Raw genomic sequence first — 24,139 nt, 5'->3', positions numbered from 1 at the left:
GGGCATGGCTCGACCGTTCGGCGCGAAGCGCCGCGGGTCAGATCAGCGATGTCCTTGATGGAGGGGTCGCGAGGTCAGCGCGTACTCGACGCGCCCGTGCATGTAGGAGGCTGGACGCAGGACGGATCGGAAACGGCATCGTCGAACGATGGAATTTGAATCAATACCGCATTGAATCCGTAGGACATGATACCTCCCCGTCCTGCCGTAATCGCTCACGGCAAGGTCCTGCGTAAAAGACAACCGCGCCGTACTCCTGTCGCGGATGTCCTGCCCGTCTGCACTAGTCGCCGCTCGGCTTCGCCATCACGAATCTCGGGGTAGCTGCAAGATGCCTCTCGGTGCGCCTGGCGCGAGCGGGATATTTGAGATCCCGCTTGGAGACATTCAGACAAAAAACTACCGTTCCCACATTGCTGTGGGTTTTGTACCGACAATCGCTTGTTGAAGCGTCGCCAACGTGCTCACCGCCGCCGATTTGCACGCTCGCCCCGTTTCCGATACCGCGCTGGTCTCAAGATCGTGGGCGCTGCGAACGACTTAAGGAATACACCATGGGGAAAGACTCGCAACGAAATTGATTCACACTTGAGGCATCAAAAATCTTGACCTCGGTTAACGCACCACGCGACTTGTACACAGGCTCTGAAGCAAGTTTTTGGATTCGTGCACAGAATCGAAGATGCGGCGCCTGGTGTGACAATTTCTCCGCCACCGCCAAAAAATATTTACAAAAGCGTCACGCATCCGAGGCGCGAGCGAATTTTCCAAATGCTTGTCGCAGCTATGTCGATAAGTAATTAGCGAGACATCGTTTTTTGAGTCTCATTTCAGAGGGTAACTCCACCTGTGGCAGCATCCCGGTGAATCTACGGTGTGCAGAACTTTTCCGCGCGGGAGTTCATCTTAGCCCCGCGCCGCAGGGGTTTTTCGCAACGCGGTGAAAGTTTCCGCTGTTGCAAAAACACCCGAAGGTAGAATTGCCGAAGGCATCATGGTGCGCACGATGAAAATAGGCGGGTGCCTGCTCGCGTGAATATGACAGGCAACAAAAAAGCCCGGCGCGATGCCGGGCACTTTGTCGTGCTGATCGGATCAATCGATCAGATGATGACGTGAGCTCACTTGCGAGCGTGCTTGCAAGTTTACCTGCAAATTTACTTGCAAATTTACTTGGCGAGCTTGGCGATTTGCGCGGTGAGGCGCGAGACTTTGCGGCTGGCGTTGTTCTTGTGAATGATGTTGCGCTGGGCGGCCCGCATCAGGGCGGGCTCGGCAGTCGCCAACGCCTTCACGGCGGCGTCGCGATCGCCGGTCTTGATGGCTTCCTCGACATTGCGCACGGCGCCGCGCATCTGGGTGCGGCGCGACTTGTTGACGGCGGTGCGGCGGGCGATCTTGCGCGTCGCTTTCTTGGCGGAAGTGGTATTGGCCATGGTCTCAATGTCCTTTGCGGGTACCGGTCGCGTCTTGGTCGGGTAGCGCCGGCTTGCTTGACCGCGGAATCGACGCTCGGATTTAGGGTGTTCGGTTGCTGGGCCGTTCCTGGAACATGAGGCCTAAACAGCCTGCAACTGCTCAAAGAACAGCGGCGGCAGGATTGCGCCCGCCGCCAGTTGGCGCCCTTATAGAGAGGGTCTGGGGCACCGTCAACGCTTTCCGGGCTGGAAAACCCGGCCTCAGGCGGGCCGGACGGGGGCCGTAACGCCCTGAACGGGTTGAATTTCTGCCGTCCCCCGGCTATTGGCTGGCGGCATTTCCGGAGGCTCGTCCGGTTCGACGACCGTAGAGGGTGAGGCATGATCCGCGGCTTTTTCCGACTGATTGGGCTGTTGCTGCTCGCCGGCGGGTTCATCTTCGTGGTCTATGACGGCGCCCGCTGGGTCGCCGACCAGACCCTGCGGTTCACCCGGTTCGGCCAGTTCTGGAACGACATCAACCAGGCGAGCCAGACCGCCTTTCGGACCTGGGTCGAGGCCAAGGCACCCTGGCTCTGGACCTCGGTGGTCCGCCTCGTGCTGGACCAGCCGGTCTTCGCCGTCCTCGGCATTCTCGGCATCCTGCTGATGGTCCTGTTCCGGCCACGCAAGCCGTTGATCGGCTATTCCCGGGATTGATCTTTCAAATCCCGCCCGGATTGATCCTTCAATTCTGGCCGGGACCAAGCACCTCAGGGGGCACGGCGTAACAACGCTGCCCCTTCGTGCGTAAACACCTATATTCCCACCTGATCGCGAGCACGCCGCCCGAGCATCTGGCTCGAGCGACGCACAGCTCGTTTCGGAGGTCCGATCATGCTGTTCATGCGCAAGACCACCGCATTGCCGAGCGCAGCTGAAGCGCTGCCCGGCCGTGCGCAAGCCATCCCGACCGCGACTACTCATTTCGTCAACGGGAGCAAATTGAAGCCGCCCTATCCCACCGGTCTCGAGCAGGCGGTATTTGGGCTCGGCTGCTTCTGGGGCGCCGAGCGCAAGTTCTGGGAACTCGGCGATGGCATCTACACCACCGCCGTCGGCTATGCCGGCGGCCACACGCCGAACCCGACCTATGAAGAGACTTGTTCGGGACGCACCGGCCACACCGAAGTGGTGCTGGTCGTGTTCGATCCGAACAAGATCCCTTACGAGCGCCTGTTGAAGACCTTCTGGGAGAGTCACAACCCGACGCAGGGCATGCGCCAGGGCAACGACGTCGGCACGCAGTACCGAAGCGCGATCTACACTTGCTCGGATGCGCAGAAGAAGTCGGCCGACGAGTCGAAGGCGCTCTATCAGAAGGCGCTTGCCGCAAAAGGTCTCGGCGCCATCACCACCGAGATCGCGCCCGCCGGTGAGTTCTATTTCGCCGAAGACTATCATCAGCAATATCTGGCGAAGAATCCCGCCGGCTATTGCGGCTTGGGGGGCACCGGCGTGTCCTGTCCGATCGGTGTGGGCGTGCGCGTGTAGTCGTAAGTCGCAGAAGCTTGCTCCGCGCTCGCTGCACCGCTTGCGGGGGAGGTCGCATTGCGTCGCAAGATGCAATGCGGGAGAGGGCTCTCTCTCTTGTGTGGAAACACCCTCTCCCCAGCCCTTTCGCGCAAGCGGGAGAGGGAGCGCACCGTCTGCGTAGTAGGCACGGTCGCACCTCAGGTCCCCTCAACCCTTTATTAACCATAACCGGTGCATCACTGGAGCCAGCTCGTTTCGAGGGACAGGTCCGGTGCCGGTTGCACGCGCGTTTCGATGGTCGATCTCGGCAGCGTCCCTGGCAGCGTCCGCCGCGCTTGCCCTGGGCGGCTGCATGCAGACCGCCGGCCCCGTTGCGATGGTGCAGCCCCGTCCCGATCTCGACGCGATGGCCTATGGCGCTCCGCAGCCGGTTGTCGTCGCCGATGGTGGGGGCGCCATCAGCGCCCTGCGCAATTCGTTTGCCTCCGCGCCTGCGCCCATGCCGGTCGGTTACGCCGCGCCGATGGCGGCACCGGTGCACTACGAGGCGTCCTATCATCTCGACGCCGGCGACAAGCTCCGCGTCGTGGTCTACGGCCAGGAAGGCCTCACGAACAGCTACGCCATCGATGCCGGCGGCTCCATCACCATGCCGCTGATCGGCGCGGTGCCCGCGCGCGGCCGCACCACCGCAGGACTGGCCGGCGAGATCGCCGCGCGCCTGCGCAATGGCTACATCCGCGAACCCTCGGTCGCCGTCGAGATCGACACCTATCGCCCGTTCTTCATCCTCGGCGAAGTCTCCGCACCGGGCCAATATCCCTATGTACCGAACATGACCGTCGAAAGCGCCGTTGCGATTGCCGGCGGCTTCTCGCCGCGCGCCAAGCGCGACGTGGTCACCGTGACGCACAGCGAGAACGGCGGCGCCATGCGCGCGGTGGTGCCGCTCGGCACGCCCTTGGCGCCTGGCGACACCGTGTTCGTCGGCGAGCGCTGGTTCTAGTTGCAGCCGAGCTCTCCACGTCATACCGGGGCGCGACGAAGTCGCGAGCCCGGAATCCATAACCACGATCGGAAGTATGGATTTCGGGCCTGCGCCTGGCGGCGTATCCCGGAATGACGGAGGAGAGAGCGGTGCGCGCTATTTCAAATGCTTCGCGAAGAATTCCATGCTGCGCGGCCAGGCGATGTCGGCGCTGGCCTTATCGTAGCTCGGCCGTTCGTCGCAATGGAAGCCGTGCTGCGCGCCGGGATAGATGAAGACCTCGACGTCCGGCCGCTTGGTCTTGATGGTCTCGACATCGGTCAGCGAAATGCCGGCATCCTTCTCGCCGAAATGCAGCTGCGTCGGCACCTTCGGCGTCTCGTCGGCGAAGCGCACGACCGCGCCGCCATAATAGCCGACCGCGGCCTTCAGGCCGGTCAATCGCGTCGCCGCGACAAAGGCGATGCTGCCGCCGAGACAGAAGCCGATGATGCCCACGGGGCCGATGCTCTTCACCGCATCGATCGCGGCCTGGGTGTCGCGCAGCATCGCGGCCCAGTCGGGATTGGCGACGAACTTGCGCGCTTCCGCGATCTCGTCGGGGGTATAGCCCGACTGGAAGTTCGACGTGGTGCGGTCGAAGATCGACGGCGCGATCGCGACATAGCCTTCCTTGGCGAGACGATCGCAGACCGAGCGGATGTGATGGTTGACGCCAAAAATCTCCTGGATCACCACGACCGCGCCCTTGGGTGCGCCTGCGGGATCGGCGCGATAGGCACCAAGCTGGAAATTGTCGGAAGCCGTCAGTCTGATGTCTTGTCGCACGCAGGTCGTCCTTCTTGCTTGGTGTTCAATCCACTCTCTCCCTCATCCCGAGGAGCGCGCCCTTGCGCACGTCTCGAAGGATGAAGGGCCGAGATCCAGCAGCGGGACCGTCATCCTTCGAGACGCTGGCTGCGCAAGCTCCCCAGGATGAGGGCAGCACCTACTCCCACATCCAGTTCTCGCCGTAGTCCTCCTTCCATCCCGCCAACCGTCCGTGGCGGAATTGGAGGAACAGCCGATGGCGGTAGGGGATCAATCCGCTGCCGCCGAGATTGCGCAGCGCGAGGTAGATCTCGTTGCCCGGACGCCCGCGCACATATCGCAACGGCTGTCCGAGGGCGCGCGCGGTCTGCTCGGCATCCATGCCGAAGGCGAGCGGCGTGTTGTTCGACAATGTCGTGACGAAAGGCTGGCGCGGCGCCACGGCGCCGAACGGCTCGGCCTGCGCAGACATCGACAGCAACACGGCGCCCACAACCACCATCGCCCGCTTCATTGCGCAAAATCCTTCTGGCCTATCCCGGCAAGTTCTTCAGGAAAGGCGCGACCGCGTCAACAAAAGCTTGGGGCTGATCGATGTTGACGGCGTGTCCGGCGGCGGGGATCACGACCTTTTGCGCGCCGGGGATTTTCGCGGCCATGTAGTCGGACGCGGCGAGGAACGGCGTGTCATCGGCGCCGACCACGATCAGGCTGGGCACCTCGATATCGGGCAGCAGCTCGATGACGCGGGCGTCGCGCTGGGTCAGCATGCCGCGCGCGGCCAGAGCGAGTCCCTTGGCGTTGCGATGGCTCGCAGTGGCGCGCTCGCGCGTCGCCGTCTTCAGCACGTCGAGGCCTTCGCGGTCGAGACTGTCGGCGGTCGCGAGCGCGCGAGCGTTCCAGGCTTCGCGCGCGTCGTCCTTCCTGAAGCCCGGGCCAGTGTCGATGATCAAGAGCGCCCGGGCGCGTTGCGGATGGGCGCGATAGAAGGCGAGCGACATGTAACCGCCGAGCGACAGGCCGCCGATGATGGCGCGCTCGGTACCGACGGCATCGAGTATCGCCGCCATGTCGCCGACCGTGAGCGCTTCGCTGTAGGCGTTGGGATCATCAGGATAATCGGACTGGCCGTGGCCGCGCATGTCCCACAGGATCACCTTGTGATCTCTCGCGAGCGCATCGACCTGGCCATGCCACATCGCCGAGGTCGAGGAGTACCCGTGGGTGAGCAGCAGGGGCGGGCCCTCGCCGTGAACCTCATAGTAGATTCCGACGCCGTCCCGATCGACCCTTGGCATGGTTTTCCGCCCTTTCTTGTTTATCGTTCATTCTAGCCGGGATGATTTCGGTCGCGCGAGACGCTCTTGCGCATGAGCCCGATGTGTCTCGATGCCCCTCGCGTCGGCGCTCGAAAAGCCCAGCATTTACAATGGCCGTCCTACTGTGCATGGGGTTGTTTTCGAGGTTCATGGTTCCTTCCGGGAACCCCGACTTCGTAAAATTGCTTCCAATACCGAAGGGTTCCATTGAGCACGCATCTTAAGGCCCGAAGAACCTGATCCGGCTTAGGCTGACGGCTTAATCCCGTCCCGTGCCTTTGGGGAAGCCATGAACGCGCCAGCCAAAACCGCAGCCAAACGCCGGCTTCTGCTCGCTTCCGACCGGAGCGACGAGAGCACCGAGCTCGCCAGCATTTTGAAGGCGGTCGGCGACGTCTCGACGGTGACCACGCAGGACATCCCCGAGCAGCCGTCGCGCGATCTCTCCGGTCTCGTCGTCGACATCAACCTGCGCTCGCCCGAGAGCGTGCAGCGGGTGCGTAACAAGCTGCGCGGCGATGCCTATCGCTCGATGCCGCGGCTGTTCGTGCTTGCCGACGCCCTGCATCACGGCACCATGCAGGCCTGGGCGCTGGGCGCCACGGACACGATCTCGCGTCCGCTGCAGCCCGACGCCATCCTGCAGCGCATCCGCGCCGCGTTTCCCGACACCGCCACCTATGACGCGACCGATCGCGGCAAGACGCTCAACCGCGGGGTCGAAGCGGCGCACGCGGTGCTGGCAAAAATATTCGAGAAGCTGCCGCTCGGCGTGCCCCTGACCTTCGACGACGTCGTCGCCGCCGAGAGCAAGATCCTGAAGGCGATCAAGCACTCCTCGCTGCGCGAATGGCTCACGACGGTGGGTTGCCACCATGTCGGCAGTTATCGCCACTGCCTGTTCGTCACCGGCTTTGCGGTCGCCTTCGCCCAGCATCTCGGCATGCGCGAGGATGACCAGCGCCGCCTCACTCGTGCCGCGCTGCTGCATGACGTCGGCAAGGCCTTCGTTCCCTCGGTGCTGCTCGACAAGCCAGGCAAGCTCACCGACGAGGAGATGGCCGAGGTTCGCCAGCATCCGCGCCGCGGCTACGACGCGCTCGCGGCCCAGGGCGGCTTCCCGCCGGAGATGCTCGACGTCGTGCTGCATCACCACGAATTCCTCGACGGCTCGGGCTATCCGAACGGCCTGTCGTCGAACCAGATCAGCGACATCGTGCGGCTGACGACCATCGTCGACATCTACGCCGCCCTGGTGGAGAAGCGCGCCTATCGCATGCCCTTCACCCATTCGCGTGCCTTCACCATGATGGAAGGCATGGGCGGCAAGCTCGACCAGCAGCTGCTGCAGGCGTTCCGCCCGGTGGCGCTGGGGTCGTTCTGATTTCGGTATCGTAGTTAAGGCGCGCGGCCTGCTTACTCTCCTCCTCCAGGGGAGGGTGAAGTCACTCGACCATCTTCCTGAGCTCCGCCTTCGCCACCTTCTCCAGCGTCGAGCGCGGCATGTCGTCGACGAGCCTGATCTCGCGCGGCAGCTTGAAGTCGGCGAGGCCCTTGCGGCACGCCGCCATCACGCGTTCCTGCAGGTCGGGCGGAGCCCCGGCGACGCCGCCATGCGGGATGATGAAGACGACCGGCACCTCGTCCAGCATCGGGTGCTTCTTCGCCACCACCGCCGCTTCTCGCACGCCCGGCACCAGCGCGATCACCTGCTCGATCTCGGAGGCCGCAACGTTCTCGCCGCCCACCTTCAGCATGTCCTTGGCGCGGTCGCCGAACTTGATGAAGCCGTTTTCCAGCCGCTCGACGCGGTCGCCGGTGAGGAAGAAGCCGTGCTCGTCGAAGCTCTCGCGCGTGGCTTTCTCGTTGTGCAGATATTCGGCAAACAAGGACAGGCCGGGGATACCCTTGATCGCGAGATTGCCGGTATCGCCGACCTCGGTCGGCCGTCCGTCATCGTCGGTGATGCGGATCTGATATTCGGGCGCCGCGCGGCCGATCGACATCGGTATATTGGGCTGGTCGACCTCGCCGACGATGCCGTGGGTGATGGTCTCGGTCATGCCCCACCAGCCGATCATCTTGACGCCGAACGCCGCAAAGGCCGCCGGCTCGTTGATCGCGGTGCCCCACAGGCGGAATTTATGGTCCTTCGGGATCTCCTGCTCGAGCAGCGCCTTCATGCAGAACGGAATGGTCGAGGTCCAGGTCGCGCCGTGCTCACGCGCGACGCTCCAGAACCGGCTCGCGGAGAAGCGCGGCTGGATCACGCAGGTTGCCCCGACCCACAGCGTCGCCAGCATGGAGTAGGCCAGCGCATTGGTGTGGAACAGCGGCAAGTAAGTCTGGTGCACGTCGCCGGCGTGAAGGTCTTCGTGTGCGGCGTTGATCTTGGCGCCCCACAGCGCGTTGGCATGGGTCCATAATACTGCCTTCGGTCGCGACGTCGTACCTGAGGTGTACTGCACGCTGCACGGTGCCAGCGGATCGGTCGCGCGCTTGGGACGGTTGGCACCGTCGGCGAACAGGGCTTCAAAGCTGTCGCCGCGCGAGACCGCTCGCGCAGGTGCCGCGCCGGCATCGTGCGACGTCACCGCCAGCCAGCGGATATTGGGGCAGTTCTGCGCGACGAGCTCTGCATAGGCCGGCTGGGTGATCGCGGCGACTGCGCCGCAATGATCGGCGAAATACGCGATCTCCGCCGGCGCCGAGCGCGTGTTGGTGGTGACCGCGATGGCGCCGAGCTCGACGCACGCAAACCAGGCCAGCAGCGCCTCGATGCAATTGTCGAGATGAATGAGCACATATTCGCCGGGCTTCACGCCGCGCTTGGTCAGCCCCGCAGCGAGTCCGCCGACCCGCTCGTGAAACTCGCCATAGCTCCAGCGCCGGGCCGGCGCGTCGAACGGCGCCCAGATCAGGAACGGATGATCACGCCGGACCTCGGCGCGCATCCTCAAGAGCCAGGGAACGTCGAGCCCGTCGAACGGACCCACGATTCCGGATGCGGTGTGTTGAACAGGCATGGCGACCTCCCTGCAGCCTGCATCTTGCTAGCGGCTGCCCTTAGATTATTGCGTCTTCCTGCCATTGGATGACGCGGGGCGCAAATCCGGGGGAAAGGGCCGAGCCCTTTCCGCCCTCATTGCGAGGAGCCCTTGCGACGATCCAGACTGGTTCCGCGGAGGGATTCTGGATTGCTTGTGCGCCAGGCAAGCTGGCGTGGTCCAACCGGTGGAAGTCCGGTCCGGGTAAGCGGTAGCGAGCGCCCGGTAGTGAGTGTTGCGTGGCCGTCGGCAACGGCGGCTGCGAAGCGTACACAACGATGCTGTGGGGTGGGCTATTGAGCCGCGAAAGACAGAAACTCGCAGAGGCCGAGCCGGTAAGCAACGTCGAAGGCAACATGTGCGGCGCCGTTATGCGAGGCGCTGACGCTCTGCCGTGGTCGAAGACCCCATCACGCAGCAAAGGACCGCGTCGGAACCTGGGAGGTCCCGCATCTGACCGATGGCAACATGCCCCCAAGGTCCGCATCGGGAAGGCGAGGAGCCAAAGCCGATGACGAACGGATGCGGGAAGTCGGAGGCGGCCGTAGTAGCGTCGAAGCCTGCGAACGAAGCGGAGCGATCCGCGGAGGAGTTGGTGGAGCGAAGGGCCGCGACCAAGGGGAATGCGGACCAGCAAAGCACGCCCCGGACGCCGAGCCGGACAAGCGTGACACAGGCGTTGGAACGCATACGGCGAACTGCAAGGGAAAGGAAGAAGGAGAGGTTCACTGCGCTGCTTCACCACATCACGCCTGAACTGCTCGAGGCGGAGTTCTTCGCGCTGAAGAAGCATGCCGCGCCGGGTGTGGACGGAATGATGTGGCGGGACTACGAGCAAGACCTCAAGGCCAATCTTGAGGACCTGCATGCTCGTGTTCACCGGGGAGCGTACCGGCCGCAGCCGTCGCGGCGGGTCCATATCCCGAAGCAGGATGGGCGGCAGCGACCGCTGGCGATTGCGTCCCTCGAGGACAAGATCGTTCAGCGGGCAACCGCTACGGTGCTCAACGCGATCTACGAGGAGGACTTCCTCGGGTTCTCGTATGGGTTCCGGCCCGGGCGCAGCGCGCACGATGCGATGGATGCGCTGCTGGTCGGAATCGAGAGCCGGCGGGTGAACTTCATTGTTGACGCCGATATCCGCTCGTTCTTCGACATGGTGGACCAGGAATGGCTCATCCGCTTCGTCGAACATCGGACCGGCGACCAGCGTATCATCCGTCTGATCCGCAAATGGCTCAAGGCGGGTGTTCTCGAAGAAGGAACGGTCAGGGTCAGCGAACAGGGGACGGCACAAGGGGCGGTGATCTCGCCGCTGCTTGCCAACATCTACCTGCACTATGCCCTCGATCTGTGGGCCGAACGCTTCAGACGGCGCGAGGCCGCGGGTGACATGATCATCGTGCGCTACGCTGACGACTTCATCGTCGGCTTCGAGCATGAGAATGAGGCCCGGCACTTCCTCGAAGAATTGCGCAAACGGCTGCAGGAGTTCGCGCTGTCACTGCACCCTGAGAAAACCCGGCTGATCGAGTTCGGACGTCATGCGGAGGACAACCGCAGGCGGCGCGGGCTCGGCAAGCCGGAGACCTTCAACTTCCTCGGCTTCACCTTCATCTGCAGCCGATCCAAGCAAGGCAAGTTCCAGATCAGGCGCAAGTCTCGCAAAGACCGCATGCGGGCGAAACTGCAAGCCGTGAAGCAGGGAATGCGACGGCGTATGCACCAGTCGGTGCTCGAACAGGGCAAATGGCTGCGGCAGGTCGTTACCGGGTACTTCAACTACCACGCGGTACCGACCAACAGCCGAGCGCTCAGCGCCTTCCGCTACTTCGTCACCGAACAATGGAGGCGGATGCTTCGGCGCCGCAGCCAGACTGACGGGACCACGTGGCAGCGGGTCGCGCGGCTTGCCTCCGACTTGCTCCCCAAGCCACAAATCCTCCATCCTTGGCCCCGAACACGCTTCACCGCTACTCACCCGAGGTGGGAGCCGTATGCGGGAAAGCCGCACGTACGGATCTGTGCGGGGGGCGCCCAGCAATGAGCGTCCCTACCGCGACCGCTGCGCTCGCAATGACGGTGGTTGAGGCAGGCAGGGGTGGCCCTACCGGCCTCAATCCTCGTACGACGAGATCTCGATCAGACTCCCGTCGGGATCCCGGCAATAGACCGAGCGCAGCGTGCCGCGGGCGCCCTGTCTTGGGCCCGGGCCTTCCTCGATCGCGACGCCCTGGGCCTTCAAATGCGCCACCACCTCGTCCGGAGCGGAAGAGGTGAGGAAACAGAGATCCTCGCTGCCGGCCGTCTGGTGTTCCGCGGTGAACCACTCGACCTTGTCGGCATCGCACGGCCGGACGTTGATCTTCTGGTTACCGAAATGAAGGGAAGTCCGCGGCGCTTTGCCGCCGCCGGGGTCGAACATCTTGACTTCCATGCCGAGAATCCTGCGGTACCACTCCGCGGTCACCGCGACATCGGCGACGTTGATCACGAGATGATCGAGGGCTTCGACCTTGACCGGCATGCCTTATCCTTTCGTCGTGATGCGCCCCGCGCACTATCCGCCCGCAGCAAGCTTTGTTACAACGCGCGGCCGCCGCTTTCAAGAGATCCGGCTTTCAAGAACAACGGCCCTTCAAGAACAACACTGGGAGAATCCTTGAGATGATCACTCGCCGTACCGCGCTGGGCCTGCTTGCCGCCACGCCTCTTGCAGCCAGCCCGCTGTCGAAGGCGCTTGCCGCCGATTATCCAGCCCGTCCCGTGAAATGGGTGGTCGGCTATCCGCCGGGCGGCGCCACCGACATCCTGGCACGGCTGATCGGACAACGGCTGTCGGAAAAGCTCGGCCAGCAATTCGTGATCGAGAACAAGCCGGGCGCCGGCAACAACATCGGCACCGAATCGGTCGTGAATGCCGAGCCCGACGGCTACACGCTGCAGCTGGTCAATCCGGCCAACTTCATCAACGCCTCGCTGTACAGCAATCTCAAGTTCAACTTCGTGCGCGACATCGCGCCGGTCGCCTCGTTCCAGCGCGTGCCGAACGTGATGACCGTCAACAAGGACGTGCCGGCCAAGAACGTCGCCGAGTTCATCGAATATGTGAAGGCCAATCCCGGCAAGGTGAACATGGCCTCGTCCGGCAACGGCACCTCGGTGCACCTCTCCGGCGAGATGTTCATGGCCATGACCGGCTGCAAGATGCAGCACGTGCCCTATCGTGGCGCGGCGCCCGCGATCACCGACATGCTCGGCGGCCAGGTGCAGGTGATCTTCGACAACATGCCCTCGATCATCCAGCACATCCGCTCCGGCTCGCTGCGCGCGATCGGCGTCACCACCGCAGAGCGCTCGCCGCAGCTACCCGACGTGCAGGCGATCGCCGAGACCGTGAAGGACTACGAGGCCAGCGCGCTGTTCGGCATGGGCGCGCCGAAGAACACGCCGAAGGAGATCATCGTCAAGCTCAACAGCGAGATCAACACGCTGATGAAGGAGCCCGACATGACCAAGCGCCTGGTCGAGCTCGGCGGCGAGCCGCGGGTGCAGACGCCGGAGGCGTTCGGCGAGGAGATCAAGGCCGAGACCGAGAAGTGGAAGAAGGTGGTCGAGTTCGCCGGCCTGAAGGTCGAATAGCTAACTTGTGATGACCGGAAATTGGAGCCCTGCCGTTTGGCAGGGCTTTTTTCTTGTGAGCGTTGCTTTGTCGATCTGGAATAAAACGCTGCGGCGAAACCTGATGATAGATGGCGCGTAGCTCGCGCCGTGAGCAAAGGAGTTGGGATCATGCGCAGGACGCAATTGGCGCTGCTGTCGTTGGGTGCGGCGATCCTTGCCGGCGTTGTCACTGTCACGCCCGCCGCTGCCCGCGAATATCCCTGGTGCGCCCAGGGCGGTGAATATGATTACCCCGGCGAATGCGCCTACAGCACCTATGAGCAGTGCCTGGCCAGCGTTTCCGGCCGCTTGCTGTATTGCGGCCCCAATCCTCTCTTTGCCTACGGCCAGCAGGTGCCGCCGCCTCGCCCACCCCGGCGCCCACGGCCCGTCGCGCCGTACTGATGTCGTTTCGGACGAGCGCCGCCTGATCACGCAGTCGTGCGGACCCGCGCCGGCGGGTTCCGCCTTGACGCATTTTCGCGCGCGCTTATACTAAACCACATGGTTAAGTATAGAGACGAGGCGCTGGACCGGACCTTTGCGGCGCTATCCGACCCGACGCGGCGCGCATTGCTCGCGCGCCTCGGCGAAGCGGACAGCCTGTCGGTGAGCGAGTTGGCTGCGCCGTTTCCGGTGTCGCTTCCGGCGATCATGAAGCATCTCGACGTGCTCACGGATGCCGGGCTGATCGTGCGCGAGAAGGTCGGACGCACGGTCTCCTGCCGACTCACCGCGCAGCCGATGGAGCAGGCGATGAACTGGCTCTATGGCTACGCTCAATTCTGGTCCGACAAATTCGATCGTCTTGCGGCCTTCGTGGAGAAAGAGAGATGGTCAACACCGCCGTCAATGCCGCCGAGCGACCCGCGGAACGCCCGAGCCTCACGCTCACGCGCCGGCTCCGTGCGCGGCCGGAAAAGGTCTACGCCGCCTGGACGCAAGCCGAGCAGCTAGTGCAGTGGTTCGGGCCGCCGAACACGAAGCCGGCGACGCTGCAAGCCGAGCTCGACGTCCGCACCGGCGGCCGCTTTCGCATCAGCTTCGTTCGCGACGACGGCGAATATTTCGAGGCCGGCGGCACCTATCGCGAGGTGGTGCAGAACGAGCGCCTCGTCTTCACCTGGGCCTGGCACTCGACTCCGGAGCGCGAATCGCTGGTCACGATCTCGTTCAAGCCGGACAGTGCAGGTACCCTGATGGTGTTCCATCACGCCCAGTTCGCCGACGAGACCGCGCGCGACAATCACCTGCGCGGCTGGAGCTCGTTCCTCGACAAGCTGGATGCTTTCGTCGCCTGAATTCCAAAGGAGAATGCCATGGAGCAACATCGGGTCGTCTCCCGCGAGCAGTGGCTCGCGGCGCGCAAGGCTCATCTCGCCCATGAGAAGGAGTTGACGCAGGCCCGCGAACGGCTCGCCGCCGAGCGCCGCCAGCTTCCCTGGGTGAAGGTCGACAGGACCTATGTCTTCACCGGGCCGGACGGCAAGGTCACGCTCTCCGATCTCTTCAAGGGCCGTCCGCAGCTCGTCGTCCAGCACGTGATGTTCGCGCCCGACTGGGACGCGGCCTGCAAGAGCTGCTCGTTCTGGGCCGACGGCTTCGAGCGCATGGTGCCGCATCTGGCCGCGCGCGACACCTCCATGGCCGCGGTCTCGCTCGCGCCAAGCGCGAAGCTCGAGGCCTTCAAGAAGCGGATGGGCTGGAGCTTCGACTGGGTCTCCTCAGGCGACAACGAATTCAACCGCGATTACGGCCTAACCTTCTCGCCGGACGAGATCGCGACCGGCAAGCCGATGTACAATTTCGGCACCACGCCGATCTATGGCCCCGAGCTGCCCGGCATCAGCGTGTTCTACCGCAACGAGGCCGGCGAGATCTTCCACACCTATTCCTGCTTCGCCCGCGGCCTCGACATGATGAACGCCGCCTATCAGTATCTCGATCTCACCCCGCTCGGCCGCCATGAGGACGGCCTGCCATATCCGATGGACTGGGTCCGCCTGCGTGATGAGTACGAGCCGCAGCCGACGAAGGCGGCGTGCTGCCACGGGTGAGGCTAGGCCTACCGCATCGAAGGTCTCATCGCCCGGCTTGACCAGGCAATCCAGTTCTCCGAGCCGGCTGTGACGAATCGAGAGGCCGCGGCGCACTGGATTCCCCGCCTTCGCGGGGAATGACGGCCGGAGGTGATGTGACGGTGTGCCTTTCCCCGATAGCTACCGCTTCGCATCCGCTTGCTCCGTGCCGTTGCACGAGATCAGCATCGTATACGGCCGGGCGTTGCCGGCGATGTCGGTGGTCTTGAGTTCGCTCTTGGGCTCCGCGGTCTGATAGGGCACCACGGAGTTGTCGAGGAAGTCGCGCAGCACGCCGGTCTTGATGGCGAAGTTGATGTTCTCAGGAATGTTGCCGGTCGCAGCGGCGATACGCAATGCCGGGATCTTTCCGGTGACCACGCCCACGATCTGACCAGTGGTGTCGAACAGCGGCCCACCGCTATTGCCGGGCTGTATGGGTGCACTGATTTGCAGGAAACGCGAATCGTTGCGCATGCCGCTGAGCGAGCTGACGATGCCGGTAGTCACGGTGAAATCCGAGCTTAGAAGGCCATGGAAGGGAAAGCCGATTGCGGTGACGGCGTCGCCGGAACGGATTGAGCGGTCGCGAATCCGCGCAAAGTCCTTGAATGTCGTGGTCGACGGCGCCTGCAACAGAGCGAGATCGTTGTTCGCGTCGCTCGACACGACGCGCAGCACCATCGAAGCCTCGCCGGTGAGGTTGCCCTTGATGTCGCCGACGCAGCCGTCGATCACATGGTTGTTGGTGACGATGTGGCCGTTCGCGCTCACAACGAAGCCCGTGCCGCTCTTGGCCCTGACAGGCTTGCCGCTGGCTGACGGAGGCGCCTGCTTCTCCGCTACCGCTGCCCGCTTGGCCGCGCCCTTGGTGAAATCGCCGGCCTTGTTGAGCCCGTCGGCTTTCACCCTGGTGACGCAATTGGAAAGCGCCGCGATCACGGAGCCGGTCGAGGTCAGGTCGAAATTCAGGACGGTGCGGCCGCTCGTCGCGACCATCAGGCTGGACTTCTGAAACGTTCGCACGACATTGGCGGGCATGACGGCCGTGAGCATGTTCGGCTGATTGGCGGTGGCAAACAACCTTGCCTGCTCCTGGCCGTCGAAGACGACGTCGATCGCGGCGCTCTCGCCCTGCTTGAAGCGGTAGCTGGGACTCGCAAAGGCCAGCGACCATGTGCCGGCGGCATTGTAGCCCACAACGAGAATGACGCCGTTGGCGTAGGGCGTCGTCGCCGCACAATGCGAGAACGCGCCGGTCTCGTCGTTGCTGAAGGCGCCGCCGATCCAGTTGCCGACATTGACGGAGCCGAAAGGCCCTGCCGCATTGGCGCCGACGACCACACCCACCTGCAACACGGACGCAACGATCAACGACTTAAGCCACATGCCAGCCCCCGAAACGGTTTCGCGTGCATCTTATCTGCGGGGACCGCTGCCGCGCAACCAGCAGTTGTTTGCACCGTCGAGTTCGCCGGTCGTGCCTTTGGGGCTTGCCATGACTTTGCGATCCTATATACTTTGCATTACAAAAGTAAGGGCGTTCACCTCGGAAAATCTGGGCGAGCGAGGTTTTGGCGTTGCCGATGCGGGATCTCGACAAGGCACTGGCTGACATCGTGGCGATCCGCAGCCAGATCGCGGCCGGCACGGCCTTCCGCGGCTATGGCCCGGCGACGATGGCGGCAACCGGCGCCGTCGCGCTGGTCACGGCGATCCTGCAAGCCTGGCTGCTGGGCGATCCGACCAGTGAGCCGGTCGGCTTCTTCTTCGGCTGGCTCATCGCCGCCTTGCTGTCCGGCCTGATCATCGGGATCGAGATGCGGGCGCGCTCGCGTCGCCATCATTCCGGACTTGCCGATGCCATGATCCACCAAGCGGTCGAGCAGTTCCTGCCCGCCGGCGTTGCCGGCGTGCTGCTCGCGGCGGTGATGTGGAAGTTCGCGAGCGAGACGCTGTGGCTGCTGCCTGGCCTGTGGCAGATCCTGGTGTCGCTTGGCATCTTCGCCTCGGTCCGTTCGCTGCCGCGCAGCGTCGCGCTCGCGGGGGCCTGGTATTTCGTGTCCGGCTTCGCGGTCGTGGTGCTCGCGAGCCGAACCCATACGCTGTCGCCATGGACCATGGGGCTGCCCTTCGTGATCGGGCAGTCGGTGCTGGCGGGCATCCTGTATTTCGCGTCCGGAGACAACGATGTCGAAGACTGACAGCGCGCCCTTTTCCTACGAGGGGCTCGATCGCGTGATCCACGAGAAGGCGAGGCTTGGGCTCCTGACCTCGCTGATGGCCCACCCGAAGGGCCTGGCGTTCGCTGACCTCAAGCAGCTCTGCGGCCTGACCGACGGCAATCTCAGCCGGCATCTCGCCGTGCTCCAGGAGGCCGGCCTCGTCGAGGTGACCAAGGGCTATGAGGGCAATCGTCCGCACACCACCTGCCGCCTGACCAAGGCCGGCCGTCGCCGCTTCCTCGATTATCTCGCCGTGCTCGAACGCCTGGTGCGCGACGCGGCCAAGGCCGCCGGCCGCGAGGCGCCGCCGCTCGGCCGCCTCGGTATCGTCTCGACCTGATCCTCCCCTTTTTGACCGGAGACTTTGCAATGCAAAGTGAAATCACGTCCCGTAACGAGAAGCTTCATGTCGGCATCATCATGGATGGCAACGGACGATGGGCCACGCGGCGCGGCCTGTCGCGCGTGCGCGGCCACGAGGCGGGCGTCGAGACCATCCGCCGCATTGTCGAGGCGGCGCCCAAGCAGGGCGTCGGCACGCTGACGCTCTATGCGTTCTCCACCGACAATTGGCGGCGACCAAAGGCCGAGGTCGCTGCGTTGATGGCCTTGCTGCGCTTCTATCTCGCCAACGAGGTGCAGAGCCTCGTGAGGAACGGCGTGCGCCTCACCGTGATCGGCCGTCGCGACCGGCTGCCTGACGGCATCGCCAATGCGATCGCGCGCGCCGAAGAGGCGACCGCCCGCGGCGGCACACTGCATCTGCGCATCGCCGTCGATTATTCCGCGCGTGATGCCATCCTCAACGCGGCGGTCAAGGCGGCAGCGCTGACCAGCCTCACCCGCGAAGCGTTCTCGCAACTCGTCACCGGCGAGGCCGGCTTGCGCGACGTCGATCTCATCATCCGCACTTCGGGCGAGAAGCGGCTGTCCGACTTCCTGCTCTGGGAGGGCGCCTATGCCGAGCTGCACTTCACCGAGCGGATGTGGCCCGAATTCGAGGCGAGCGATCTCGCCGAGGCGCTTTCCGCCTTCCACAACCGCGAGCGCCGCTTTGGCGGCCTGCAGGCCATTTTGCCCGAAGAGGTGCCTGCGCTCTCGCGTGTGTGACGTGCGGCACAGGGAAACGCGCCGTTCGTTTTCGGCCGTATGATTGGCAGCGATGTCCGAGCTACTGGCGGGCGGCCTCGCCAAGCGCCTCCCGCGCCAGTCGCTCTCGCGTTGATTTGCCGGGTCGCACGGATCGTGCTCTAGTATCGGGCGGGGTGTCCCCAGCGATGGGAGCTTTCGCAAGATGCGCGCAGTCCTGGATTATTGCACCGGCGGAACGGAACGACAGGTTGCAGCCGGCACGCTCGTCGTCACCGAGGGTGGCGCGAGCGGCCATCTCTACGTCCTGATGCAAGGCAAGCTCGAGGTGCTCAAGGGCGACACGGTGGTCGCCACCGTCACCGAGCCCGGGGCGGTGCTGGGTGAAATGTCCGTGCTGCTCGGCCTGCCGCATACGGCGACGGTGCGGGCCTGCTCCGAGTCGGTCATCTACGAGTTCGAGGATGCCGCCTCGTTCCTCAAACAGGAGCCGGGCATCGCTTTGCTGATCGCAAGGATGCTGGCGCAGCGGCTCAACGTCGCCAACACCTATCTTGCCGATCTCAAGCGGCAATATGCCGACCACGGCACGCATCTGGCCATGGTCGGCGAGGTGCTCCAGAGCATGATCAACCTGCCGCCGCTTGAGGTCTCGCCAGGCTCGGATCGGCAATCTGATCCAAGAATGTGAGCCAATCGGGCGGCGCCTCGATGGGAGCTGCGGGCCGCTTCAGCGGCGCGGCAAGATCGATCCACTGCGCTTGGCCGGCCGCCAGCCAGAATGCCTTGTCAGCATCGAGATCCAGCACGATGTAGGTCGGGGGACGGCCGGGCTGCAGGCCGGTATTGAACACCCAGGTCTGGCCCACCCGGTCGAACCACGATCCATCGGTGATGAAGGGCGATTGATGCACATGGCCCGAGATCACCATCGACGGCTGGTACTGCACGATCCACTGCACCAGCTCGACGTCGCCGAAGAAGCGCTTGCCGCCCCAACTCGTCGGTGAATCCGCCGGCGGCGCATGATGCACCCAGATCCAGCGCCGTGGCCGGCTGGCGGCGGCATCGCGCAGCTGCTCGACGAGACGTTGCTTGACCTGGGGCCCGTCCCACCACGGACACACCGTGAACAGGATGTCGCCGATGCTGAGGCTGTCGCCGTCGCATGCAATGCCAAGCTCGCGCACCTCCGAGATCCAGCGCGAGATCTTTTCGCCCTCCGCATTGCGCTCGTCGAGGTCGTGATTACCGGAGCAGAGGATCACGCGGGTCTTTGCGGCGAGCAGCGCGAGGTATTTCTTCACCACCAGGATCTGCGCGCGAAAATCCACCATCGAGCCGATGTCGAGCGCATCGCCGGCGAAGATCACGAGGTCGAATTGGGGCGCCGCGCTGGCCAGCCAGTCGAGCTGCGGCAGCGAGTAATGCAGGTCGGCCACGACCAGGCAGCGCATGGAAAATCCGTCGGCGAGAGATCAGAAATGTCAGGGAATTCCAAAACGACATAAAGCAAGAAGCAGACCAGCCCGGCCGCTCCGTCACGTCAATCCAACGAGCGACAGCATGCTGCGACGCGTCGCAGAGTCAAGGGGGCGGGCACGCGAGGGCTGGACCGGATCGCCAAATTCTGGTGTCGTGGCCTGCCCTCAAGACCTTTGTCCACATGACCTCCTTCAAGACCATTCGTGCCCGCGCTGAGAAGCGCAAGGGCGGGCCCAAGGCGCTGGACAAGCTGATGCCGGACAAGCCCGACCTGAAGCGTCTGGCGAGGCTCGGTGACGACCGCATCCTCGCCGAGATGACCAGGCGGGTGTTTTGCGCCGGCTTTGCCTGGAGCGTGATCGATTCGAAATGGGAGGGCTTTGAAGAGGCTTTCCTGCATTTCCAGCCGGCCAAGCTCAGCTTCCAGCCCGAGGATTATTGGGAAGGCCTGCTGCGCGATACGCGGATCGTGCGCAACGGCGCCAAGATCATGTCGGTGCGCGACAATGCCGCCTTCGTGCAGGAGATCGCCAAGGAGCACGGCAGCTTCGGCAAGTTTCTGGCGAAATGGCCGCCGTCGAACGAGGTCGGCCTGCTCGATCTCCTCACCAAGCGCGGCAGCCGGCTGGGCGGCAACACCGGTCAGATGCTGCTGCGCTTCGTCGGCTGGGACGGTTTCGTCACCTCCAAGGATGTCGTCGCGTGCCTGCGCGATGCCGGTCTCGACATTGCCGAGGAGGTGAAATCGAAGAGCGATCTCGCGAAGGTGCAGGCGCAGTTCAACGCCTGGGCCGAGGAGACCGGCCTGCCCTACACGTATCTGTCGCGCATTTGCGCGCTCTCGGTCGGCGAGAACCGCAGCGAGCAATAGGCGGCCTATGCAAGCCCGGCCGATCAGGCCGCGCACGATTTGCTCGGCGATGGCGCCGATCGCGACATTCGGATCGTCGAAGCCGCCGAGTAGCACCGTCCGCCGCCAGATCGTGTGCATCATGTGGCGATCTCGTGCCGCCCAGGCGGCAGATGAACCGCATGATCACGAAATGCATTTCACAGGAACATTTGTGCGCAGCACCTGTTCGGAAGTCTGAGCCAGGCGGCACAGGCGCAGGGAACTCCGCTTTGCCCAAGCCCATGAACGCGGACAGGACAGCAACGGAGCAGCGCATGAAGCTCACATCCGAACAGGTGAAGCAGACCGTTCATCAACTCGGCGCCCAGGTGCTGCCCGACGAACATCCCGCCATGCCTCAGCTCAACAGCATGTTCGGCGAGCATACCTTCTTCGTCGACGAAATGGGGCTCAAGGTGCTCGAGCCGACCCCGTCACTTGGAGCAGAAAGCCAGAGCGGCGAAGTCGTCAGTCTTGCCGACTGGAGCGATTCGGACCTGACGCGCCTGATGGCGCACGAGCCCGAGCCGACCGGCGTGATCGTGGTGTTCGAGCAGGTGAAGCACTGAGCGATCCGCTTGAGGGCCGGTGCCTTCGCAGGTTACGGGCCCGAACATCCCGTCACCGTCACGCCTCGACCGGGCACTGCACATCGACCGTCAGCGCATGGTGCGACAGCAGCGGTCCGAGCGTGGACATCAACTCCGACAGCCACTCACTGCGCTTGAAGGTGCGCCGGTCCTCCTCGGTCTGGTTGACGGCGACCCGCCTGAAGCTCCGCACCATTTCCGATGCGCGGTGCAGACTATAAGGATCCGGACTTCGAAGCGCAGTCCCAGGCGTATCAATAAGGCAAGCATCCGAGCATCAAGCAATAAGGCATATCCCGTGTCTCCACGACAGCTCGTTCGCCGCGTCGCGGATTAAGACGTCGCGTTTGCCGAGGGCTGGCCTGGCTCAGATGCCCAGAGTAAGCTGCGGCTCCGCATCGTTCCCGTCCTGGAGGGAGGATAGCGACACGCCCAGCAGCCTGACGCGCTTGGGCAGGGGCATTTCGATTTCGAGCAGGCCGCAGGCCAGCCGCTCCAGCTCGTCCCGGCCTGCAACCGCCGTGGCGACGGACCTGCTCCGCGTGATGATCTCGAAATCGGCGAACTTGATCTTCAGGGTGACGGTGCGGCCGCGGTTGCCGGTCGTCTCGCAATGGCGCCAGACCTTGTCGACGAGAGGCTTGAGCTCGGCGACCAGCGCATCGAATGCGTCGAGATCGGCCTGGAACGTAGTCTCTGCGCCGATCGACTTCCGGATCCGGTTGGCCCGGACCGGCCGCTCGTCGACGCCACGCGAAATCCAGTAGTAGTACGCACCCGCCTTGCCGAAATTCGCGTTCATGAACTCCAGCGACTGGTTGCGGATGTCGAGGCCGGTGAACAGGCCGAGCGCATTCATCTTCGCAGCCGTCGCGGGGCCGATGCCGTGGAACTTGCCGACGGGCAGCGTCTCGACGAAGGCCGGCCCCATCTCCGGCGAGATCACGAACTGGCCGTTGGGCTTGCGATGATCGGAGGCAAGCTTGGCCAGAAACTTGTTGTAGGAGATGCCGGCCGAGGCGTTGAGGCCCGTCTCGGATTTGATCTTCTCGCGGATCCGCCGTGCGACGTCCCGCGCCAGCGGGATGCCTTGCAGGTTCTCGGTCACGTCGAGATAGGCCTCGTCGAGCGACAGCGGCTCGATGATCGGCGTGTGCTCGGCAAAGATCTCGCGGATCTGCCTCGAGATCGCCTTGTAGACCTCGAACCGCGGCTTGACGAAGATCAGGTCGGGGCATTGCCGCTTCGCCGTCACCGACGGCATCGCCGAGCGAACACCGAACTTGCGCGCCTCATAGCTGGCCGCCGCAACGACGCCGCGTTCGGCGGAGCCTCCGACCGCGACCGGCTTGCCGCGCAGTTCCGGATGGTCGCGCTGCTCGACCGACGCATAGAAAGCATCCATGTCGATATGGATGATCTTGCGCACGGGCGAGGGCTCGCCCGTCACCGTGTCGGAATCGCTCATGTGCTGATGATACAATCTTGAGGGTTCTGTGAGGTCGCGTGGCAGGCGCGAGCCGCGCGCTCTGTGGTGCGTGCGACCTCATAGAAGCCGGATTGAACGAAGCTGCGGAGTTGTGGGCGCTATGGGAATAGTGCAGCGGGTGCGGCTGCGGGGAACGCTCGCCTGTGGTCGCCGCGCGTCCGCGAGTCATTCATCGGATGTGAGGGGCCCGATTGATCGGGCCAAGGGCGCGATCCAGCGAGCGATTTGCAGCGCTGGGATGCGCTACCGAACGATTGGCGGGGTGTTCGGTGACGAGCGCGGCCACGGCGACTTCGGACGTTGCCACCAAGAAGGTGATTACGGAAGGGGTGGATGGTACAGACGCTGGTCATGACGTATCACAATGAAACGGCTGGTCGCGCGCGCAGGCTCGCGGGACGATATCGACGCGCCGCATGGTGCCGCCACAATGCGGGCAGACGGGGATCTCGCATTTGGTGAGGGGATCGGCGCCGGCTTCTTGATCAGTCGGAGCGTTGCGGACAGCAAGGAGTTGACGGCAGAAAGCGATTTTATCGTTGCGTCCGCCATTGGCGAGGAAACCATAGTGGCGGATGCGGTGGAAGCTGTCCGGCAGGGTGTGCAGGAGAAAGCGACGAATGAACTCATCGGCCTTAAGCGTCATCACTTTGGTTTTACGATTCTGCCGATAGTCCTTCCAGGCAAAGCTCACCTTGCCGTCGGCAAGCGAGATCAGCCTACTGTTGGCGATGGCGACGCGATGCGTATAGCGGCCGAGATAAGCCAGCACCTGTTCGGGCCCACCGAATGGCGGCTTGGCATAGACGACCCAGTCGGTCCATCGAAGTTGAGCGAGGCGCTCGGCGAATGCGGCGGGATCGGCGAGACGGGCGAGATCGCCAAAGAAGCCCAACTGGCCAGCCGCGAAGGCAGCTTGCAGCTCTTGCAGAAACAGGCGGCGGAACAGCCTGGAGAGGACGCGCACCGGCAGGAAGAAGCCGGGCCGGCAAGCGACCCAGTGTGTGCCGTCGAGTGAAGGTCCACCACCAGGCACGACGCAGTGGATATGCGGATGGTGTTGCAGGGTTTGACCCCAAGTATGGAGGACGGCGGTCAGACCGAGCTGAGCGCCGAGATGCTTGGGGTCGGCCGCGATGGTGGTGAGCGTCTCGGCCGCGCAGCGGAACAGAATGGCATAGACCACCGCCTTGTTCTGGAAAGCAATCTCTCTGGCCGGCGCCGGCAAGGTGAAGACGACGTGGAAGTATGGCACGGGAAGGAGTTCGGATTGTCGCTCGGCAAGCCATTGCGCGCGCGCCGAGCCTTGGCACTTCGGGCAATGCCGATTGCGACAGGAGTTGTAGGCGATCCGGGTGGCACCGCAGTCGTCGCATTGCTCGATGTGGCCGCCAAGCACAGCCGTCCGGCATGCCGTGATCGCGCCCATGACGCGCCGCTCGACGCGACCCAGATGTCCGGCACGAGCTTGCCGAAACGCTTCGCCGTGGCGGCGGAAGATATCCGCCACTTCCAGAACTGGAGTCATCAG

At 63.9% G+C, this 24,139-nt stretch carries 27 protein-coding genes; 16 read left to right on the top strand and 11 right to left on the bottom strand.

What is annotated here, in order from left to right:
• Positions 1 to 1,169 precede the first annotated feature (1,169 nt).
• Entirely contained in the window at positions 1,170 to 1,436 is a 267-nt protein-coding gene (gene rpsT, locus ACNJYB_RS40170; protein ID WP_439372092.1) for a 30S ribosomal protein S20, read from the bottom strand.
• Between the two features lie 363 nt (positions 1,437 to 1,799).
• Between rpsT and ACNJYB_RS40165 the strand changes: the two genes are divergently transcribed.
• From ACNJYB_RS40165 to ACNJYB_RS40155, 3 genes are all read left to right on the top strand, one after another.
• Positions 1,800 to 2,117, top strand: coding sequence for a hypothetical protein (locus ACNJYB_RS40165; protein WP_439372090.1), 318 nt, complete (start codon positions 1,800 to 1,802; stop codon positions 2,115 to 2,117).
• Between the two features lie 177 nt (positions 2,118 to 2,294).
• Positions 2,295 to 2,951 (top strand): peptide-methionine (S)-S-oxide reductase MsrA, encoded by a 657-nt coding sequence (gene msrA, locus ACNJYB_RS40160; RefSeq protein WP_439372089.1) that lies wholly within the window; start codon positions 2,295 to 2,297, stop codon positions 2,949 to 2,951.
• 253 nt (positions 2,952 to 3,204) lie between these two features.
• Complete coding sequence (locus ACNJYB_RS40155) at positions 3,205 to 3,939, top strand: polysaccharide biosynthesis/export family protein (RefSeq protein WP_439372087.1); 735 nt, start codon at positions 3,205 to 3,207, stop codon at positions 3,937 to 3,939.
• A gap of 138 nt (positions 3,940 to 4,077) precedes the next feature.
• Here the strand turns inward: ACNJYB_RS40155 and ACNJYB_RS40150 are convergent, their stop codons facing one another.
• The 3 genes from ACNJYB_RS40150 to ACNJYB_RS40140 all read right to left on the bottom strand — a co-directional run bounded on the left by ACNJYB_RS40150 (position 4,078) and on the right by ACNJYB_RS40140 (position 6,029).
• Positions 4,078 to 4,749 (bottom strand): dienelactone hydrolase family protein, encoded by a 672-nt coding sequence (locus ACNJYB_RS40150; protein ID WP_439372086.1) that lies wholly within the window; start codon positions 4,747 to 4,749, stop codon positions 4,078 to 4,080.
• 160 nt (positions 4,750 to 4,909) lie between these two features.
• The gene (locus tag ACNJYB_RS40145) at positions 4,910 to 5,245 is read right to left on the bottom strand and encodes a hypothetical protein (protein ID WP_439372084.1); all 336 of its coding nucleotides are present in this window, start codon (positions 5,243 to 5,245) and stop codon (positions 4,910 to 4,912) included.
• A gap of 19 nt (positions 5,246 to 5,264) precedes the next feature.
• The gene (locus ACNJYB_RS40140; protein WP_439372083.1) at positions 5,265 to 6,029 is read right to left on the bottom strand and encodes an alpha/beta fold hydrolase; all 765 of its coding nucleotides are present in this window, start codon (positions 6,027 to 6,029) and stop codon (positions 5,265 to 5,267) included.
• Between the two features lie 310 nt (positions 6,030 to 6,339).
• Here ACNJYB_RS40140 and ACNJYB_RS40135 point away from each other — a divergent pair, with 310 nt between their 5' ends.
• Complete coding sequence (locus ACNJYB_RS40135; RefSeq protein ID WP_439372081.1) at positions 6,340 to 7,434, top strand: HD-GYP domain-containing protein; 1,095 nt, start codon at positions 6,340 to 6,342, stop codon at positions 7,432 to 7,434.
• Positions 7,435 to 7,495: 61 nt separating this feature from the next.
• Here the strand turns inward: ACNJYB_RS40135 and ACNJYB_RS40130 are convergent, their stop codons facing one another.
• Positions 7,496 to 9,076: an AMP-binding protein gene (locus ACNJYB_RS40130; RefSeq protein ID WP_439372080.1), complete on the bottom strand. Its 1,581-nt coding sequence runs from the start codon at positions 9,074 to 9,076 to the stop codon at positions 7,496 to 7,498.
• Positions 9,077 to 9,764: 688 nt separating this feature from the next.
• Here ACNJYB_RS40130 and ltrA point away from each other — a divergent pair.
• On the top strand, positions 9,765 to 11,144 hold the full coding sequence (gene ltrA, locus ACNJYB_RS40125; RefSeq protein WP_439371053.1) for a group II intron reverse transcriptase/maturase: 1,380 nt from the start codon (positions 9,765 to 9,767) through the stop codon (positions 11,142 to 11,144).
• A gap of 69 nt (positions 11,145 to 11,213) precedes the next feature.
• On the opposite strand, the gene ACNJYB_RS40120 is transcribed toward ltrA, so the two are convergent.
• On the bottom strand, positions 11,214 to 11,624 hold the full coding sequence (locus tag ACNJYB_RS40120) for a VOC family protein (RefSeq protein WP_439372078.1): 411 nt from the start codon (positions 11,622 to 11,624) through the stop codon (positions 11,214 to 11,216).
• Between the two features lie 140 nt (positions 11,625 to 11,764).
• Here ACNJYB_RS40120 and ACNJYB_RS40115 point away from each other — a divergent pair, with 140 nt between their 5' ends.
• The 5 genes from ACNJYB_RS40115 to ACNJYB_RS40095 all read left to right on the top strand — a co-directional run bounded on the left by ACNJYB_RS40115 (position 11,765) and on the right by ACNJYB_RS40095 (position 14,817).
• Positions 11,765 to 12,739 (top strand): Bug family tripartite tricarboxylate transporter substrate binding protein, encoded by a 975-nt coding sequence (locus ACNJYB_RS40115; RefSeq protein WP_439372077.1) that lies wholly within the window; start codon positions 11,765 to 11,767, stop codon positions 12,737 to 12,739.
• A 150-nt stretch (positions 12,740 to 12,889) separates the two neighbouring features.
• A complete protein-coding gene (locus tag ACNJYB_RS40110; protein WP_439372076.1) occupies positions 12,890 to 13,165 on the top strand; it encodes a DUF3551 domain-containing protein in 276 nt (91 codons plus the stop codon).
• A 99-nt stretch (positions 13,166 to 13,264) separates the two neighbouring features.
• A complete protein-coding gene (locus ACNJYB_RS40105) occupies positions 13,265 to 13,717 on the top strand; it encodes an ArsR/SmtB family transcription factor (RefSeq protein WP_439372074.1) in 453 nt (150 codons plus the stop codon).
• Positions 13,717 to 14,061, top strand: a complete 345-nt coding sequence (locus ACNJYB_RS40100; protein WP_439372073.1) for an SRPBCC family protein — start codon at positions 13,717 to 13,719, stop codon at positions 14,059 to 14,061. Before ACNJYB_RS40105 ends, ACNJYB_RS40100 begins: the two co-directional genes overlap by 1 nt.
• Before the next feature lie 18 nt (positions 14,062 to 14,079).
• Complete coding sequence (locus ACNJYB_RS40095; RefSeq protein WP_439372072.1) at positions 14,080 to 14,817, top strand: DUF899 domain-containing protein; 738 nt, start codon at positions 14,080 to 14,082, stop codon at positions 14,815 to 14,817.
• A 162-nt stretch (positions 14,818 to 14,979) separates the two neighbouring features.
• Here ACNJYB_RS40095 and ACNJYB_RS40090 read toward each other — a convergent pair whose 3' ends face one another.
• Positions 14,980 to 16,227, bottom strand: a complete 1,248-nt coding sequence (locus ACNJYB_RS40090) for a S1C family serine protease (protein WP_439372070.1) — start codon at positions 16,225 to 16,227, stop codon at positions 14,980 to 14,982.
• Between the two features lie 197 nt (positions 16,228 to 16,424).
• On the opposite strand from ACNJYB_RS40090, the gene ACNJYB_RS40085 reads away from it, so the two are divergent.
• From ACNJYB_RS40085 to ACNJYB_RS40070, 4 genes are all read left to right on the top strand, one after another.
• Positions 16,425 to 17,042 carry a hypothetical protein gene (locus ACNJYB_RS40085; protein WP_439372068.1) on the top strand — a complete coding sequence of 206 codons (618 nt, stop codon included), beginning with the start codon at positions 16,425 to 16,427 and terminating at the stop codon, positions 17,040 to 17,042.
• Positions 17,029 to 17,403: a winged helix-turn-helix domain-containing protein gene (locus ACNJYB_RS40080; RefSeq protein ID WP_027542101.1), complete on the top strand. Its 375-nt coding sequence runs from the start codon at positions 17,029 to 17,031 to the stop codon at positions 17,401 to 17,403. The genes ACNJYB_RS40085 and ACNJYB_RS40080 overlap by 14 nt, the downstream gene beginning before the upstream one ends.
• Before the next feature lie 29 nt (positions 17,404 to 17,432).
• Positions 17,433 to 18,173: a di-trans,poly-cis-decaprenylcistransferase gene (locus ACNJYB_RS40075; RefSeq protein ID WP_439372066.1), complete on the top strand. Its 741-nt coding sequence runs from the start codon at positions 17,433 to 17,435 to the stop codon at positions 18,171 to 18,173.
• Between the two features lie 184 nt (positions 18,174 to 18,357).
• A complete protein-coding gene (locus tag ACNJYB_RS40070; protein WP_439372065.1) occupies positions 18,358 to 18,843 on the top strand; it encodes a Crp/Fnr family transcriptional regulator in 486 nt (161 codons plus the stop codon).
• Here the strand turns inward: ACNJYB_RS40070 and ACNJYB_RS40065 are convergent.
• Positions 18,782 to 19,609, bottom strand: a complete 828-nt coding sequence (locus tag ACNJYB_RS40065) for a metallophosphoesterase family protein (protein WP_439372063.1) — start codon at positions 19,607 to 19,609, stop codon at positions 18,782 to 18,784. The two genes, ACNJYB_RS40070 and ACNJYB_RS40065, sit on opposite strands and share 62 nt — an antisense overlap.
• A gap of 209 nt (positions 19,610 to 19,818) precedes the next feature.
• Between ACNJYB_RS40065 and ACNJYB_RS40060 the strand changes: the two genes are divergently transcribed.
• Positions 19,819 to 20,508 (top strand): DNA-3-methyladenine glycosylase I, encoded by a 690-nt coding sequence (locus tag ACNJYB_RS40060; protein WP_439375763.1) that lies wholly within the window; start codon positions 19,819 to 19,821, stop codon positions 20,506 to 20,508.
• Positions 20,509 to 20,804: 296 nt separating this feature from the next.
• On the top strand, positions 20,805 to 21,098 hold the full coding sequence (locus tag ACNJYB_RS40055) for a hypothetical protein (protein WP_439372061.1): 294 nt from the start codon (positions 20,805 to 20,807) through the stop codon (positions 21,096 to 21,098).
• A 58-nt stretch (positions 21,099 to 21,156) separates the two neighbouring features.
• Here ACNJYB_RS40055 and ACNJYB_RS40050 read toward each other — a convergent pair whose 3' ends face one another.
• The 3 genes from ACNJYB_RS40050 to ACNJYB_RS40040 form a co-directional block, all read right to left on the bottom strand.
• Positions 21,157 to 21,315 (bottom strand): hypothetical protein, encoded by a 159-nt coding sequence (locus ACNJYB_RS40050; RefSeq protein WP_439372060.1) that lies wholly within the window; start codon positions 21,313 to 21,315, stop codon positions 21,157 to 21,159.
• Positions 21,316 to 21,486: 171 nt separating this feature from the next.
• Positions 21,487 to 22,587 (bottom strand): DNA polymerase IV, encoded by a 1,101-nt coding sequence (gene dinB / locus ACNJYB_RS40045; protein ID WP_439372059.1) that lies wholly within the window; start codon positions 22,585 to 22,587, stop codon positions 21,487 to 21,489.
• A 370-nt stretch (positions 22,588 to 22,957) separates the two neighbouring features.
• A complete protein-coding gene (locus tag ACNJYB_RS40040) occupies positions 22,958 to 24,139 on the bottom strand; it encodes an IS91 family transposase (protein ID WP_439375460.1) in 1,182 nt (393 codons plus the stop codon).

It is taken from the genome of Bradyrhizobium sp. SMVTL-02 (assembly GCF_051853005.1).
Taxonomy (GTDB): domain Bacteria; phylum Pseudomonadota; class Alphaproteobacteria; order Rhizobiales; family Xanthobacteraceae; genus Bradyrhizobium.
Note: the sequence above shows the minus strand (reverse complement) of the source record. Positions and strands in the feature narration are given on the sequence as shown.